Consider the following 15200-nt stretch of genomic DNA (forward strand, 5'->3'; position numbering starts at 1 on the left):
GTGAGTTCCATCATCACCGCGATGCCCCGCGCCCAGGCAGACGTACTCGCCCACGGGCCAGAGGGGCACAACACCGGGATATGGACCGACACCGTAGGCGTTCTGAGCGTCTGGTTTCCGCTGTTGCTGGTCGCTTCCTTGGCCATCGGCTACCTATGGTTGAGTCTGCGTGAACGAGGTCGCCGTGGCTGGCCCATGCACCGGATAGCGCTCTACCTATTCGGCTCGGCCCTCATCATATTTGCTTTGAGCCCTGGAATCGACGGCTACGCCGACCGTGACTTCGGCGGCCACATGGCCCAGCACCTGCTGCTGGCCATGATCGCTCCCTTGGCCCTTGTGCTGGCAGCACCCATCACGCTGTTACTGCGCCAACTCCCCCACCGCCAAGCACGACGACTAGGCCGGCTGCTGCACACGCGCTTCATCCGCGCGCTCTCCCACCCCTTCTTGGCACTGGTGCTGACCAGTGGCGGCCTGATCGCCCTCTACTTCACCCCGCTGTACGCACTGAGCACTGAGCACGACGCCGTCCACATCGCCGTCCACGCCCACCTCCTCGCCTCAGGACTGCTGTTCGCCTGGGCGATCGCAGGCCCCGACCCCTCCCCGGGCCGTGCCTCGGTACGCCTGAGACTGGTGGTCCTCGCCGTTTCTATCGCGATCCACTCAACAGTGGCCCAACTGATCTTCGCCGGCCTCCTTGTCCAGGTCAGGGAGCCCATCGCCGAGATGCAGGCTGCGGGGAACCTGATGTACTTCGGAGGCGACATCGCGGAGCTGCTGCTCGCCGTGGCCCTTCTCCTCACCTGGAAGACAGCACCATCCTCAACGCGCTCAGGTCATCGGTCGTCGCGAGCGCGCCACGAGCGCCTGGCTCGAACTGCCACTCCTGAAGGGGCATGAGCACAGCTGTGTTGACGGACCTGCTGCCATTGGCCACGACCCTGGAACCTGAGGGTCTCCTTCCCGCGCGCCAGCAGATGGCGCTCTCGCTGGGATGGCACATCGTCCTAGCTTGTTTCGGGGTCGCGTTCCCAGCGATGATCTTCGTCGCGCACTGGCGCGGGATCGCGCGCGGGGACGCGGTAGCTCTCGGCCTCGCCCAGCGCTGGGCGAAAGTGTCGGCGGTGCTCTTCGCGATCGGCGCGGTCTCCGGCACGGTGCTGAGCTTCGAGATGGGTTTGTTGTGGCCGGGGCTGATGGGTGAATTCGGCGATGTGCTCGGGTTGCCGTTCGCGCTCGAGGGCCTTTCGTTCTTCGTCGAGGCGATCTTCCTCGGGATCTACCTCTATGGTTGGGGCAGGATGCCGCCACGTCAACACCTGCTGATGGTGATACCGATGGCGATCGCCGGTGTGGTCGGCACATTCTGCGTGATCTCGGTCAATGCCTGGATGAACGCACCTAGTGGTTTTCGCATCATCGATGGAGAGGTCACAGACATCGACCCGTGGGCAGCGATGTTCAACGGCATCGTCGTCCTCCAGTTCGCCCAAGGACTACCCCAAGCTTCGCCAATCGCGTCGCCGCAGCGGCTCCAAAGGTGATGCCACCGCAACCTCACCACTCGATGGTCACTCCCGTTGTTCCCCGAGGCGCCGGACTGTCCGTTACGTTGCCCACGAACACACGCTCGACAGCGGACGCTGTCGCGCGGCTCCTTACCCGGTTGCAAAGGCCGAACCCGGTGGGAGTGCCGCAAGTCTTGGCCTATCCCGGTAGATCCCCGTCTGCCGGGGCAGACCTCTTTCATTCCCGCTCCTCTGGGCCACTCGCGGGCCTCCGTCGTCCCTGGGGTGTGTGACCATGACGATCCACAAGCTGGCCGCGGGCTCGGGGTATGAGTACCTGACCCGGCAGGTGGCGGCTGGCGACTCCACCGAGCTCGGCAGCACCGCGTTGGCTGACTACTACGAAGCCGAGGGCGAGGCACCTGGCCAGTGGGTCGGGGCAGGGCTCGCCGCGTTCGCCGGAGACGGGATCGGCTCGGGCGATGTGGTGACGGCCGGGCAGATGGGGCACCTGTTCGGTGCCGGGGAGCATCCGGTCGCTGGGCGGCCGTTGGGTCGGCGGACACGGTCGGATGGAGTGGCTGGGTTCGACCTGACCTTCAGTCCGGTGAAGTCGGTTTCGGCGCTGTGGGCGGTCGCGCCACCCGAGATTGCGCGGGCGATCGAGCAGGCCCACGATGCCGCTGTCCACGACGCGTTGGCCTATGTCGAGCACGACGTGCTGTTCACCCGGGAAGGGACCGATGGGGTCCGGCAGGTCGAGACCCGGGGTCTGATCGCGGCGGCGTTCCGTCACCGGGACTCGCGTGCCGGCGACCCGGACCTCCACACTCATGTGGCTGTCGCGAACAAGGTGCAGGCGAAACACTCGGGTCGATGGCTGACGGTCTACGGGCGTGTGTTGTTTCAGCACACGGTGGCGATCTCGGAGACGTACAACACCGCGCTCGAGTATCGGCTCGGTGAAGCGCTCGGTGTCACGTTCACTGAGCGTGCGAATCCTCGAGAGCGGCGCCCGGTCCGCGAGGCCGTGGGTGTCTCCGCCCGTCTGTGTCGCTTGTGGTCGCGGCGAGCCAGGGACATCGACCGCCGCGAGAACGACCTGGTGACCGCGTTCGTCGTCGAGCACGGTCGGCCGCCGACCGAGCCGGAACGGCTCCGGCTGGTGCAGCAGGCCAATCTCGAGACGCGTGCCCCCAAGCACGAACCGCGCGCCGAGGCCGATCAGCGACGACTTTGGCGCCGCCAGGCATCGGAGTTCCTGGGGAGCGAGTCGACCCTCGATGCGATGATCCGTACGGCGCTGGACGTGTCTCGGTCGGATCGCGGTCCGCGCTCTGGCGGACCCATGGAAGCGCATCTGATCCGGGCAATGGCGGTCGCCGTGATCACCGAGCTCGAAACCCGTCGAGCGACCTGGCAGAGCTGGCACCTACGGGCCGAGGCCGAACGCCAAGTACGAATGGCGGGATCTGGCAGGGTCGCCGCCGACGACTTACCCGCCCTGGTTGATGATGTTGTGGTCGCGGCCGTGGGGATGTCGGTGCCTCTCACACCCGATGATGATCCCGTCCTTCTGAGGGCCGATCTTCGCGAGCCGGGTGGCCTGCGGCGCTCAGACGGAACCAGTGTCTACCGGCACACCGGTGCTGATCACTACACCAGTCAGCGGATCCTTCAAGCCGAACAGCTGCTGGTCGACGCGGCCGGGTTGGGTAGCGACTTCGCGTTCTCTCCGGAGGAGATCGACATCGTCCTGGCGGCCAGCACGGTCGCCGGGGTGCGGCTCAATGACGGGCAACGTGCGCTGGTGCATGCGCTGGCCGGCGGCCACCGGGTCCGGCTCGCCCTAGCGCCTGCGGGGTCGGGGAAGACCACCGCGGTCGAGGTCTTGGCTGCGGTGTGGACGGCCAACGGCTATGACGCGATCGGGCTGGCCCCGTCCGCGGCCGCCGCGAAGGTACTCCAGGACGCCACTGGCCTGCCGTGCGAGACCCTCGCCAAGATCGACGACGAGATCCTCACCCACAACCACGCCGGTCGAGACCATCGCAACGGACTGAGCACCCGCATCGGGCCCGAGACCCTGGTCGTGATCGACGAGGCAGGGATGGCCGACACCCTGACCCTCGACCGCGTGGTCACCTTCTGCCTCTCACGCGGTGCCATGATCCGGCTCTTGGGCGATGACCAGCAACTCTCAGCGGTCGGTGCCGGTGGTGTGCTGCGGGATATCGCCCACCGGCACGGTGCCGACCGGCTCGAGGAGGTCGTACGCTTCATCGATCCCGGCGAGGCCGCAGCCTCCCTCGACCTTCGCGACGGCGACCGGGCCGCGATCGGGTTCTACCTCGACCACGACCGCGTCCACACCGGCGACGAGGACACGACGATGGCCGAGGTCCTCGCCGCCTGGCAACACGACCGAGAGCATGGCCTGGACGCACTCATGCTGGCGCCCACACGAGACATGGTCGCCACCCTCAACCAACTGGCACGCACCCAGCGTCTCGGCGGCGTCGACCCGCGGACCCAGGTCGAGCTGGCCGATGGCAACCAGGCATCCGTCGGCGACACGATCATCACCCGCCACAACCAGCGGCGTCTCGCGGTTTCTGGCACCGACTGGGTCAAGAACGGTGACCGCTGGACCATCACCCGCGTCCGCCGTGGCACATTGACCGTCCGCCACGCCACCACCGGCCTGACCGCGGTGCTGCCCGCTGACTATGTGGCCGACCATGTCGAGCTCGGCTACGCCTCGACCGTCCACACCGCCCAAGGCCTCACCACCGACGTCGTCCACGGGATCGTCGATGGCCGCGAGGACCGGCAGATGCTGTACACGATGCTGACCCGCGGCCGGCTTGAGAACCATGTCCATGTGGTGCTCGAACCGGTCGATCCGGTCGATGCCGATCGGGAGCAGTGCACGCTGCCAGGGATAGAGGAGCAGCTGACCGCGATCCAGGTCCTCGACGAGGTGGTGGCTCGTGACGGGGCTGCGGTCTCGGCCACCACCACGCTCCGCCGCGGTCGCAGCTGGTCCACCCAGCTCCACGACGCCTCCGTACGTTATGGCGACGCGGTCACCACCGGAGCACAACGGGTGCTCGGAAGCGGTTGGGAGGAAGCCATCGAGGCGGCGGGCGTGGGCCCGCTCCCCTGGCTCCCGTCAGTTCCCGCTGGCCTCGCGCGCGACGAGTCGTGGGGTCCCTACCTCGCCGCGCGCGCCCGGCACGTCGAGGTGACCGCAGACGGCTTCCTCAACCACGCACATGGCGCCGACGCACCGACTGCGATGAAGAACGGGAAGCGTCCCGCCTGGATCGCCCGGTATGCCGATGTCCTCGGCGACCTCCACGACACCGTGGCGCTGTGGCGGGCTGCCCACGACGTGCCGGAGGACGATCCGCGCCCGACCGGGCCAGCCGTCAACGACCCGATCGCCGCTCGTTTCCAACGCCACCTGTTACGGCAGCTCACCGTTCGCCACAGCGACTCGGTCCGCCGCTGGCACGAACTGATCATCCACCGGACAGGAACCCCAGCCCAGGACGACCACACCAGAGGCGAGGCCATCGAACTCGCCCGCATGCTCGACACACTCCATCGCCGCGGCCACGACGCCAGCGGACTGCTCGACCGTGCCCTCGCCAGCCGTGCTCTGCCCGAGAGCCATGCCATCGCCGCCCTGACCTACCGCATCCGCAAACTCACCCCACACGACCCGCTTCAGTCACGACGCGAGTCAGCCGGGCACGCTAGCCCCTCGGCATTCGGCCTGTGACCCACCCCGTCACGTTCGGACCCTATCTCGCTCCAAGAGAGCCTCGTCTTCTGGGAAGTCTGCCGATTCCCCACAGGTCCCTCGCCACGGTGAAGGTCTTGACGACGCTGTCTCGGCAGCAGCATCCGCTGCGTGCGGTGCAGAAGTCCTGCGTTCGCGGCCTCGCAGTCGGATCGCGCCCGGAGCCGGTCTACCCGCGGTTCTGCTCGATGGTCCCCGAATCATCGCCCTAGGCTCAGGGCACGTGACAGCACGACTCAATGACACCCAGTTGGCGGTGCTCAACTGGCTTGCGAGGGATCCCGGTGCCGGCGAAGCGACGAACCCGCAGCGGCTGACCGCACGCGCTCTGGAGAGGCGAAGGCTCGTCAAGATCAGGGGCCGTGGACCCCGATGGCATGCAACGCTCACAACCGCCGGCCTCCATTACCTCGAGCATGGGGCATACCCGCCCGGCCACTTCTGGTCGCAACCCGATCCGGTGTCCAAGGCGCCTGCAACAACACCGGCACGCGAGCGGCCTGGGAAGAAGAAGGAGGCCAAACCCGAGGTCGACCTCACCATCGACTCGCCAGCCGGTAAGCGACGCCGAGGAGGCCGGCCAGCAGGAGACGCGCTGTTTTCTGGCGACGTGAGCGATCCGTACGATGAGAAGATCCTCATCACTGTCAAGGAGGCCGCGTGGATGCTCAGTCTCCCTGAGCATGCGATCCGTCAGGCAGTCTCGCTCGGTGATCTTGACCGCGTCTTCATCGGCGAGGGCGCGAGGAACTATCGGATCGTGTACGGATCGCTGCTCGCCTGGGTGAACTCGATGCCGCGAGAGTCCAGGAAAGGCTGGTGGTGAAGATGCGGCCCGAGCACTGGGAGCCGCCCGACCCGCCCAAACTGCTCGTATCGGCCCGACGGGTTGCAGAGGAGTTGGACGTCCCCATCTGGAAGGCCAACGAGATCTGCTGGTGCCTCGACCGGCGCTTCTACGCCCCAGGCCAGACCCACTACCGGGTCACCCGAGCATCACTCGACGCCTTCAAGGCACTCCTGGCTGACGGCATGACGACCCTCGGCGCACGGTCGGTCATGTGGCACTTCAAGCAACGGGGAAGCTTGCCGCCACCAGATCTCGGCAAAGAAGAGCGAGACTGGATCTACTGGCACTCCCGACAACGCCGGCCGAACCGCCGCTGGTGAGAATCGAACCGCTGCCAGGCGCCAAACCTCATGCAGACTCCACAGGATCGTGTCATCACGACCTGCCGGGTCAGGCTGCACCGATCTCCCGGCCCTTCTGCTCTGAACACCCACGCTCCCAGCTGGTGTCGTCGGTCCACACCGCGGCATAGATCTTCAGCCGGTCCAACGAACGCGCAGCGCGTCGCCGCAGCGTACGGGCCGCCTGTGGGTGGTCGCGGGCTACCAGCTCGACGGCCGCAGGTGTGGTCAAGCCGAGTCGTCCGCGACGTGGCGGTGCGCTAACGGTCTCGGCGGCGGCGGCGAGCTCGTGGAGTAGGCGCACATCCTCCTCCTCGACAGCGTGGTCGCGGATTGCCTGGTCGAGGAACTCACACAACTCCACCTCCGGCGCGACCTCCCCCTCCAGGTCTGCGCGATCGTTGGCGAAGCTCGCGAGCATGGCAAGCTCGTCAGTGAGCAGCACATGCTTCCAGTGGCGGTCGGCACGGCTGCCGACACCGAGGGAGGCTGTGACCTCGCGTCGGGTCGCGTTCAGGAGTGCCCGGGCCAGCCACGGCGTTCGTAACCGATGCGCCTGACAGGCCTGCACCCACAGCTCGGAGGCGACCAGTGCATCGATGTCGAGCGACAGGTCGCTCAGCCCTTCTGCGACCCTGCACGCTCCAGGGATCAGGAGCCACACCAGGGCTGCGACTGCTGACCGGTCGCTGGCGGTGAGAGTCGCCAGAGTCCGTAACACCGCCGTCTTGTCCGCGACATCGGCCTTGCGGGTCCATTCTCTGAGGTCCGCGAGGTCATCGACCACGGCCAGGCGCGGGTCGACGGCGCACCATCGTTCCCATCCTTCTCGCGCTTCGGCGAGCAGCGGTGACGCTGGATCGTCGAGTCCAAACTGGTCTGCAACGCTCATCGAGTCCCCCATTCCTGGTTGTCACCAGGTAGGTGCACCGCACAAAGACGCCTCTTGAGCGTGCCAGATCCGAAGAGTTATGTTTTGGTATGGCCATCGGCCACGAGGGCTCGCTGTTGAAGGCCGCTCGCGTTGCTCGCGGGCTGACCCAAGAGACGCTCGCGCGCCGAAGCGGAACGTCACAGCCATCGCTGTCGGCCTACGAACGTGGCACGAAGTCGCCCACCCTGGCGGTCCTGGAGCGGATCTTGCGCTGCCTCGACTTCGAGCTCGCTCTAAACGAGCGGATCATCTTCCACCAGATCGAGGTCGCTGGGCCCGGGCGATCCACGGCCCTGGTGCCGAACCGGCTGTGGCGGTTGTCGCCCGAGCGGTGCTTCGCGCCGCTATGGGTATGGCACGGTCGCGATCACAAGGTGTTCTCCCTGGGTGACCGCGACAAGCGGGCTGCTGGTTATGCCTGGCTGTTGCGCTACGGCGACGAAACGCAGCTCTTCGAGCACCTCGACGCTGCACTTCTGGTCGACGTATGGCCCGATCTGGTTGACGGCCTGCCTCCGGAGATTTGCGAGGCGTGGTGGCCGTTGATCGGCTGGACCAAGGATCAAGCCATCGAGGAGCTGATCCTCGCCGACGCTCAGGCATGGGGGCAGGACTACCGACGCCGAACCGCGACCCGCGCGAAGAGGCTGCGGGTGTTCCGGCGGCTGGCCGAATACGGGTTGGACCCCGATCAGATCCGAGCGCTGATGCGGCACTGGTGACGGGCCCGGCCATCACCACCGGCGTCGACACGCCCGAACAGCATCACGCGGCGGCGTCACCGTCATCAACCTCCTGCTCGACCCGCGCGATGACGTCGTCCTCCCCGGGGGCGGGCGGGAGGGTGAGCAGGGTGCCGTCGGGGCTCTCCCAGCGGAAGGTGCGCTCCATGTGGGAGGCTGGGGTCCGGTCGATGGTGGTGTCGACCTCGATGTAGAAGCCTTCGGTGATCGCCGATGAGGTGTGGCCCAGGAACGTGGCTGCCGCATCACTGTCCATGCCACGGGCGATGACAGTTGCTCCGGTGCGGCGGTACCAGCGCAGGCTGATCCCGGAGTCACCCAAGCCCGCGTCGACCAGAAACTCGCGGAAGGTGCGGCGTACGTTGGGCGGGACCAGCGGGCCACCGGTGCGGCCGGCGAAGATGGTGCGCTCAGTTGGGACGCCGCGCAGCCGGCGGCGGATCACCGCAGCAGCGAACTCCGGGACCGGGACGAGCCGGTTCGAGGAGTCGGTCTTGGGGCGTTCCTGGCGGAAGGTGCCTTTCTTCTTACGCTGCACCACGGTGCCTGTGACCGCGGCGATCATCCCGGCCGGGCCGTCGGTGATGTCGCAGGGGCGCAGGGCCAGCACCTCGCCCGGGCGCATCGCGGTGCCGAGCAGGATCTCGATGATGTCTCGGACCTGGCCGTCGGGTTTCGGGCCCGGCAGCCCGGGCTGGGTGCGCCAGTTGGCGGCGGCCTCGCGGATCTTGCTGACCTGTTCGAGGGTGAGCGCCTTCGGCTTGTTCTTCACCGCTCGCAGCCGTGAGGTGCCCTGGACGGGGTTGCGGTTGATCGCGTCGTGGCGCAGTGCGTAGCCGAAGAGCAGGTTGAGCACAGTGCGGGTCTTGCGGGCGCGGGAGGGCGAGTCGGCCTCCTGGGCATTGAGTAGCGCCTCCACTCGGCCTGTGGTGAGTTCGGCGAGGGTGAAGTGCTCGAACGCGGGCATGATGTACAGGCGGACTTGGTCGCGGTAGTGGTCCTTGGTGCCGTCGGCCAGCTCCTTGGTCTCCAGGTCAGCGTCCCAGCGTTCGACGAGGGTGGTGAACGGCGCGTCGGGGCGCAGGTCGCCGGCGTGACCGAATCCGGGGCGGCGTAGCAGTCGCTTCTTGAGTTCACGCCGTGCCTGCGGTGCTGTCTCTCGGCTGACCCGAACCTGCCGGACCCTGCCGTCGGCATCGCGCACCCGGGTCTCAGCGATCGTCTTCTCACCCTTACGGCGAGTGGTGATCGTGCCGTAGGTGCCGATGTCGATGCGCGGTCGAGTCATCACCGCTCACCCCCGTCAGCCGGCCTCCGCGTCGGGACGATGACGTTGGGCGTCCTCCTCCTCCAGGCTGGCCAGCCAAGCCTCGATCTCGCCCGCCCGGAACCGAAGTTCGCGGCCGACTCGGAATCCCCGCGGCCCGCGGCCCTGGGAGCGCAGGTCGTAGAGGGTCTGGATGGGGACGTGGAGGTGGGCGCAGAGTTCGGAGAGGGTGAGCACGTCTCCGAACGGCGCAGTCGCGGCGTGGGCGTCGTAGGCGTCGGGGTTGTCGTGGGCGTTGTGGTTGGTGTCCATGCACCCCAAGGCACCGAGCCTGCCGCGAGTGGCCGAGACGGCCCGAGGCACCTCGACCATGTCGTCTCGAGCTGAGCGGTGGTTTGGCTGAATTCGCGGAGTAAACGCGGAGCGGGCATCTGTTCATCCTTGGTTCTGGATGCCGGATGCCCGCTCTGACCTGGTATTTCTTGGTGGAGCTGAGGGGATTCGAACCCCTGGCCTTCTCATTGCGAACGAGACGCGCTACCAACTGCGCCACAGCCCCAAGCGATGAGAAACGTTAGCACCTCGTCGCGGGTGTTACCCAATCAGTAGGGCTCTCAAGAACCCGTGGCGCGGCCACGCGCCTCTTCGGCCGCCGAAGCGGCGGCGCGCTCGGCCTCCTCGGCCTGGCGGACGAGCTCGGAGTCGGCGGCGTTGCGACCCGAGCTCCACACACCGGTGGCGTCCAGGTCGATGGTGCGCACGGTGCGGCGCGGCGCCGCCTCCTTGGAGACGTACGTCGGCAGCGGCGTCTCCACCGGCTTCCAGGCACCCTCGGGGAGGTGCTCGCCGGTGTCGTCGTGCTCGACGACGGCGACCAGGTCGCCGGTGTCCTGGTCGATGTCGAAGGTGACCCGGGGCGGGGCGACGGGCTCCGGCTCGGGGATGTCCTCGGGGAACGGGATCCGTGCCCAGACCTCGCGCTGGTGGCGGACGCTGAGTCGGCAGGTGACCAGCCATGCGACAACGAGCCCGGCCGGGATCGAGATCCAGACCGGGCCGAGGACACCGAAGCCGGCGAGTGCGCCGACCACGACCAGGCCTAGGAGGAGCACGCCCAGCACGATGCTGCGGCGCTTGGCCGCTACCCGAGCTGCGCGGCGGCGTACGGCCATCGGGACGGGCCGCGGAGCACGCCCCTGATCGGGCGCAGCCGGGGCCTCCGGCTTCTTCGACGACTTCTCGGTCACCAGGTCGGTGGAGTCCTTGCCGGTGGCCTCTCGCCGTGCGAGGATCCGGCGGGACTTGGAGATGGCGGCGCCGGCCCGGCTCTTCGTCCCGTCCTCGGCCGTCGCCGTGTGCTCGAGCGCTTTTGGCACCAAGTACACCGCCCACGCCACGGCGAGGGCGACGAAGATGAGTGCGCTCGGGTCCACGTCAAGAAGCGTAGGAGCCATTACCAGCCCGTAGGCGGACGTGCAGTGGTGTGTCGCGTGTGACTTGTGTGATTTCAGAAGGACACGCCGACGTCAATGCCTCATTCCGGTGACAAACCCAGTCTGGCCAGCATTCCTTGGTGACATTCCTCGACTGTTATCGCGAAGATCCGGTGATCTCGCCAGGCGCCGTCGATATGCAGAAATCGGGGCGCATATCCGATCTCGTTGATGCCCAGCTTCTCCACGACGCGCAGCGAGTTGGAGTTCTCCGGGCGGATGCAGATCTCGATCCGGTGCAGCCGCGCGGTGGTGAAGCAGTGGTCGATGACCAGCGCCACCGCCAGCGGCATCACGCCACGGCCGGCGAAGCCCTGGTCGATCCAGTAGCCGATCGAGGCGAACTGCGCGGAGCCGCGAACGATGTTGTTGACCGTGACCTGACCTGCGAAGACACCGTCGACATCGATCGCGAACGGATAGGTCACTCCGCGCTTGGCCTGACGGCGGAGACGACGTACGAGGCTGGCGAACGTCGTGGGCCGGGCGCTCGATCCCGGGGGCACCGTCGCGTCCCACTGGTGCAGCCAGGTCGCCGAACGGCGGCGGGCCTCGGTCCACGCCTTGGCGTCGCTACGGTCGAGAGGGCGTACGGTCACCGCGCCGTGAGAGAGCACGGCGGGCCAGCCCGGATCGGTCATCGATGGTCCCGCTCAGTGATCACTGCCGACCGACTGCTCCACGGCGTGGGGCAGCACCGGACGCAGCACATCGATCGCATCCTTCACGCCACCCCGGGACCCGGGAAGGTTCACCACCACGCACGCTCCGATCTGACCGGCCAGACCGCGGGACAGTAGCGCCGTCGGGATCCCCTTCGCCACTCCGGCCGCCCGGATGCCCTCGGCGATGCCGGGGATCTCGCGGTCGAGCAGCGGACGGGTGACCTCGGGGGTGCGGTCGGTGGGGGTCAGACCCGTGCCTCCGGTGGTGAGGACGACCCGGGCCCCCTCCCCCGCCGCCCGGGCGATCGCCTCGCCGACGGGGTCGCCGTCGCGTACGACCTCAGCAGGGCCGACCACGAAGCCGAGCTCTTCCAGGAAGGCGACCAGGAGGGGTCCGGTGGTGTCCTCGTAGACACCGGCCGAGGCGCGGTTGGAGGCGACGACAACCGTCGCTTTCAGGCTCATCGCTGGAACGCACCCGACTTTCCGCCGGTCTTCGTCTCGACCTGGATATCGGTGATGACCGCCCTCTTGTCGACGGCCTTGATCATGTCGACCACGGTCAGACCGGCGACGGCGACCGCAGTCAGCGCCTCCATCTCGACTCCGGTGCGGTCGGCGGTCTTCACGGTCGCGGTGATGTCCACCGACTCGTCGGAGACGCTCAGCTCGACCTTGACGCCCGAGACCGCCAACGGGTGGCACAGCGGGATCAGGTCAGGCGTCTTCTTGGCACCCATGATCCCGGCGATGCGAGCGACGGCGAGCGCGTCACCCTTGGGTACGCCCTCGCCGCGGAGCAGCTCGATGACCTCAGCAGAGACCAGAACGCGTCCGGAGGCGGCGGCGGTGCGGGTGGTGATCGCCTTCTCGGAGACGTCGACCATCCGGGCCGCGCCGGTCTCGTCGACGTGGGTGAGTCGGTCAGCCATCAGAACTCCACATCCAGCTCGATCACGTCGACCTCGGCGTCCTTGTCCAGCGAGGTCGTCTCAGGCGGGACCACGATCAGGCAGTTCGCGCCGGCCAGGTCACCGATCAAGTGCGATCCCGGACCGCCGATGGGCGAGACACCGGCGCGGGAGCCGTCGTACCAACCGCGGAGATATTGCTCCTTGCCCTTCGGGGAGCGTACGCCGTGGGTCAGCGCAGCGCGGCGCACCGGACGAGCCTCGGGAGTCATGCCCATGAGCCGGCGCAGCGCCGGGAGAACGAAGAGCTCGAAGGAGACGAACGAGGAGACCGGGTTGCCCGGGAGGCACAGGACCGGCACCCGCTCCTCACCGATCCGGCCGAAGCCCTGGGGCTTGCCCGGCTGCATGCTCACCGGACCGAACCAGACGCCTTCCGGCGTCAGCGCCTCCTTGACCACGTCGTAGTCGCCCATCGAGACCCCACCGGAGGTGACCACCAGGTCGGCACGGACGAGCTGGTCGGAGAGCGCGGTCATGAACGCGCGCGGCTCGTCGGGCACGATGCCGACGCGGTAGGCGATCGCGCCGGCCTTGCGGGCGGCGGCGGCCAGGAGGAAGGAGTTGCCGTCGTAGATCGAGTCGTGGCCCAGGGTCTCGCCGGGCTCACGCAGCTCGGTGCCGGTCGAGAGCACGACGACCCGGGGTCGGGGACGCACCGCCACCTGGGCGCGGCCGACGGAGGCGATCAGGCCCAGGTGGCGCGGGCCGAGCACCGTGCCCGCGGGGATGAGCAGGTCGCCCTTGGCGACGTCCTCGCCTGCATAGCGGACGTGCTGGGCCTCATCGGGCGTCTGCCGGATCTCGACCTCGGCGACGCCACGGTCGGTCCACTCGTACGGCACGACCGTGTCGGCGCCCGAGGGCAGCGGAGCGCCCGTCATGATCTTCGCCGCCGCACCCGGCGGCAGCGCCAGCAGCGAGGCCTGTCCGGCACCGATCTCGCCGAGCACCGGCAGTCGTACCGGCGCCTCTGCCGAGGCGGTCGCGACATCGGCGTAGCGGACCGCGTAGCCGTCCATCGAGGAGTTGTCGAAGCCCGGGAGGGCGACCTCGGCATGGATGTCCTCGGCCACCGCCAGCCCGAGGCAGTCCATCAAGGGCTGCGGGTAGGCCGGCATCGGCTCGAGGTCGGCCAGGATTCGCTGGCGGTATTCGGCGGGGGTCACCCCGCCAACACTAGTCGGACAGCACGGTTGCGGGCGCGACGCGTTCGGCGTTGGCACCGTCGAGCTCGACCGCGCCGATGACCTGGACGCCCTTGCCGAAGGTCCAGTCGCCGTTGACGGTCAGCGAGGAGGCCTTGCGGAGCGACGGGGCACCCTCGGGGAAGCGCTCGTCGAAGTTGGCGACGTACTTGTAGTAGTCGCCGTCCAGGTCGATGAACGGCACCTGGTCGGCGATCTGGTCGAGCACGAAGTCCTCGCCGATGTCGTAGACGTCGGAGCGCAGCACGAGCAGGTCGTTGGTGGTCTTGACCGGCACGAACCGGTCGCGACCGACCTCGATCAGCTGCGAGCCCTCGAAGACCTCGATCGCAGCACCCATGGCGGTCTCGATCTGGACGACCTTCGGGGTGCTCGGGTCGGAGGGGTCGACGGTCTTCTCGTTGCGGATCAGCGGCAGGCCGAGGATGCCGTCGCGCTCGGCGAGGACCTTCTTGAGCGCCTTGAGGTCGAACCAGATGTTGTTGGTCGAGCAGTACTTGTGGCGGCTGAGGTCCTGCAGGGCCACCTTGTCCTCGTCGCGCGTCTGCGCGGTCTCGCGCAGGATGAGGCGGCCATCGGACTTGCGGCGCGCGAAGTGACCGCCCTTGCGGTCGCTCGGGGTGCGGCGTACGGCCTCGATGGCGAAGGGGGCTCCGCTCTTCGCGAACCAGCCGGCGACCTTCTCGTCGGGAACGGCGCCGAGGTTGTCGGAGTTGGAGACGAAAACCCGCTCGTAGCCCTGCTCGATGAGCACGTCGAGGAGTCCGGTGTCGAGCAGGGCGGTGTAGATGTCGCCGTGGCCCGGCGGGCACCACTCGAGCTCGGGGTCCTTGGGCCACTCGACCGGCGTCAGGTCGTCGACGAGCAGACGCGGCTCGCGGTTCTGCAGGAACTCCAGCGGCAAGCCCTCGACCGGAAGGTCCTGGTAGCGCTCGAGCGCGGCCAGGCTGTCCTCGGAGGTGCGGAAGGAGTTCATCAGCAGCAGCGGGAGGCGTACGTCGTACTTCTCGCGCATGTGCAGGATCTGGCGGGCGATCACATCCAGGAAGCTCAGACCCTTGCGCACGCACAGCAGCGACTTCGCGCGGTCCATGCCCATCGAGGTGCCGAGGCCGCCGTTGAGCTTGATCACCGCGGTGGTCGAGATGGCGGCGTGCGCCTCTTCATCGCTGACCTCGACGTCGCTGATCGACGGGATGTCGACCGGCTCGATCGTGTCCTCCGGGATCATCCCGGTCTCACCGTGCTCGAGCTGGCGGTAGTAATGTGCGAATGTCTGCACCGCGACGTCGTCGACGCCGGCATCGCGCATCTTCGCCATTGCCTTGGCCAAACCTGGGCTACCCATGAAGGAAAGCCTAGGCTGTCGTTGTGTCGGGTTCACACACCCCTCCGGGTTCTGA

General features: G+C 67.7%; 15 protein-coding genes and 1 tRNA gene. 6 read left to right on the plus strand and 10 right to left on the minus strand.

The annotated features are described in order from the left end of the window. From ACFVDI_RS06370 to ACFVDI_RS06390, 5 genes are all read left to right on the plus strand, one after another. Window positions 1-906 carry a cytochrome c oxidase assembly protein gene (locus ACFVDI_RS06370; RefSeq protein WP_008362751.1) on the plus strand — a complete coding sequence of 302 codons (906 nt, stop codon included), beginning with the start codon at window positions 1-3 and terminating at the stop codon, window positions 904-906. After that, window positions 903-1550 (plus strand): cytochrome ubiquinol oxidase subunit I, encoded by a 648-nt coding sequence (locus ACFVDI_RS06375; protein WP_141782167.1) that lies wholly within the window; start codon window positions 903-905, stop codon window positions 1548-1550. The genes ACFVDI_RS06370 and ACFVDI_RS06375 overlap by 4 nt, the downstream gene beginning before the upstream one ends. Before the next feature lie 259 nt (window positions 1551-1809). Then, window positions 1810-5304 (plus strand): MobF family relaxase, encoded by a 3495-nt coding sequence (mobF, locus tag ACFVDI_RS06380; protein ID WP_040756910.1) that lies wholly within the window; start codon window positions 1810-1812, stop codon window positions 5302-5304. Window positions 5305-5548: 244 nt separating this feature from the next. Beyond that, entirely contained in the window at window positions 5549-6151 is a 603-nt protein-coding gene (locus tag ACFVDI_RS06385) for a hypothetical protein (RefSeq protein ID WP_008362755.1), read from the plus strand. Continuing rightward, window positions 6145-6495: a hypothetical protein gene (locus ACFVDI_RS06390; protein ID WP_008362758.1), complete on the plus strand. Its 351-nt coding sequence runs from the start codon at window positions 6145-6147 to the stop codon at window positions 6493-6495. The genes ACFVDI_RS06385 and ACFVDI_RS06390 overlap by 7 nt, the downstream gene beginning before the upstream one ends. A gap of 70 nt (window positions 6496-6565) precedes the next feature. Here ACFVDI_RS06390 and ACFVDI_RS06395 read toward each other — a convergent pair whose 3' ends face one another. Then, the gene (locus ACFVDI_RS06395) at window positions 6566-7408 is read right to left on the minus strand and encodes a hypothetical protein (protein ID WP_141782168.1); all 843 of its coding nucleotides are present in this window, start codon (window positions 7406-7408) and stop codon (window positions 6566-6568) included. Window positions 7409-7497: 89 nt separating this feature from the next. Here ACFVDI_RS06395 and ACFVDI_RS06400 point away from each other — a divergent pair, with 89 nt between their 5' ends. Further along, the gene (locus ACFVDI_RS06400) at window positions 7498-8172 is read left to right on the plus strand and encodes a helix-turn-helix domain-containing protein (RefSeq protein WP_008362762.1); all 675 of its coding nucleotides are present in this window, start codon (window positions 7498-7500) and stop codon (window positions 8170-8172) included. Between the two features lie 43 nt (window positions 8173-8215). On the opposite strand, the gene xerC is transcribed toward ACFVDI_RS06400, so the two are convergent. The 9 genes from xerC to ACFVDI_RS06445 all read right to left on the minus strand — a co-directional run bounded on the left by xerC (window position 8216) and on the right by ACFVDI_RS06445 (window position 15145). Beyond that, window positions 8216-9481, minus strand: a complete 1266-nt coding sequence (xerC, locus tag ACFVDI_RS06405; RefSeq protein WP_008362764.1) for a tyrosine recombinase XerC — start codon at window positions 9479-9481, stop codon at window positions 8216-8218. Window positions 9482-9496: 15 nt separating this feature from the next. Next, window positions 9497-9772 carry an AlpA family transcriptional regulator gene (locus ACFVDI_RS06410; protein ID WP_008362766.1) on the minus strand — a complete coding sequence of 92 codons (276 nt, stop codon included), beginning with the start codon at window positions 9770-9772 and terminating at the stop codon, window positions 9497-9499. 171 nt (window positions 9773-9943) lie between these two features. Then, window positions 9944-10019 (minus strand) — tRNA-Ala (locus ACFVDI_RS06415). Between the two features lie 55 nt (window positions 10020-10074). Next, the gene (locus ACFVDI_RS06420; protein WP_378901735.1) at window positions 10075-10893 is read right to left on the minus strand and encodes a hypothetical protein; all 819 of its coding nucleotides are present in this window, start codon (window positions 10891-10893) and stop codon (window positions 10075-10077) included. A 101-nt stretch (window positions 10894-10994) separates the two neighbouring features. Continuing rightward, window positions 10995-11594, minus strand: coding sequence for a GNAT family N-acetyltransferase (locus ACFVDI_RS06425; protein ID WP_378901738.1), 600 nt, complete (start codon window positions 11592-11594; stop codon window positions 10995-10997). A gap of 12 nt (window positions 11595-11606) precedes the next feature. Beyond that, a complete protein-coding gene (locus tag ACFVDI_RS06430; protein WP_378901741.1) occupies window positions 11607-12083 on the minus strand; it encodes a molybdenum cofactor biosynthesis protein B in 477 nt (158 codons plus the stop codon). Beyond that, window positions 12080-12550, minus strand: coding sequence for a cyclic pyranopterin monophosphate synthase MoaC (gene moaC, locus ACFVDI_RS06435; RefSeq protein ID WP_378901744.1), 471 nt, complete (start codon window positions 12548-12550; stop codon window positions 12080-12082). The genes ACFVDI_RS06430 and moaC overlap by 4 nt, the downstream gene beginning before the upstream one ends. Further along, on the minus strand, window positions 12550-13758 hold the full coding sequence (gene glp / locus ACFVDI_RS06440; protein ID WP_378901747.1) for a gephyrin-like molybdotransferase Glp: 1209 nt from the start codon (window positions 13756-13758) through the stop codon (window positions 12550-12552). The genes moaC and glp overlap by 1 nt, the downstream gene beginning before the upstream one ends. A gap of 10 nt (window positions 13759-13768) precedes the next feature. Beyond that, complete coding sequence (locus ACFVDI_RS06445; RefSeq protein WP_378901749.1) at window positions 13769-15145, minus strand: UTP--glucose-1-phosphate uridylyltransferase; 1377 nt, start codon at window positions 15143-15145, stop codon at window positions 13769-13771. Window positions 15146-15200 lie beyond the last annotated feature (55 nt).

This window comes from Nocardioides sp. NPDC057767 (assembly GCF_042798275.1).
GTDB lineage: Bacteria > Actinomycetota > Actinomycetes > Propionibacteriales > Nocardioidaceae > Nocardioides.

Excerpts from the sequence above, each read along its gene's own strand:
- ACFVDI_RS06375 (WP_141782167.1), top strand. The coding sequence starts at position 903 with ATGAGCACAGCTGTGTTGACGGACCTGCTGCCATTGGCCACGACCCTG.
- mobF (WP_040756910.1), top strand. The coding sequence starts at position 1,810 with ATGACGATCCACAAGCTGGCCGCGGGCTCGGGGTATGAGTACCTGACC.
- ACFVDI_RS06395 (WP_141782168.1), bottom strand. The coding sequence starts at position 7,408 with ATGAGCGTTGCAGACCAGTTTGGACTCGACGATCCAGCGTCACCGCTG.
- ACFVDI_RS06400 (WP_008362762.1), top strand. The coding sequence starts at position 7,498 with ATGGCCATCGGCCACGAGGGCTCGCTGTTGAAGGCCGCTCGCGTTGCT.
- xerC (WP_008362764.1), bottom strand. The coding sequence starts at position 9,481 with ATGACTCGACCGCGCATCGACATCGGCACCTACGGCACGATCACCACT.
- ACFVDI_RS06410 (WP_008362766.1), bottom strand. The coding sequence starts at position 9,772 with ATGGACACCAACCACAACGCCCACGACAACCCCGACGCCTACGACGCC.
- ACFVDI_RS06425 (WP_378901738.1), bottom strand. The coding sequence starts at position 11,594 with ATGACCGATCCGGGCTGGCCCGCCGTGCTCTCTCACGGCGCGGTGACC.
- ACFVDI_RS06430 (WP_378901741.1), bottom strand. The coding sequence starts at position 12,083 with ATGAGCCTGAAAGCGACGGTTGTCGTCGCCTCCAACCGCGCCTCGGCC.
- moaC (WP_378901744.1), bottom strand. The coding sequence starts at position 12,550 with ATGGCTGACCGACTCACCCACGTCGACGAGACCGGCGCGGCCCGGATG.
- ACFVDI_RS06445 (WP_378901749.1), bottom strand. The coding sequence starts at position 15,145 with ATGGGTAGCCCAGGTTTGGCCAAGGCAATGGCGAAGATGCGCGATGCC.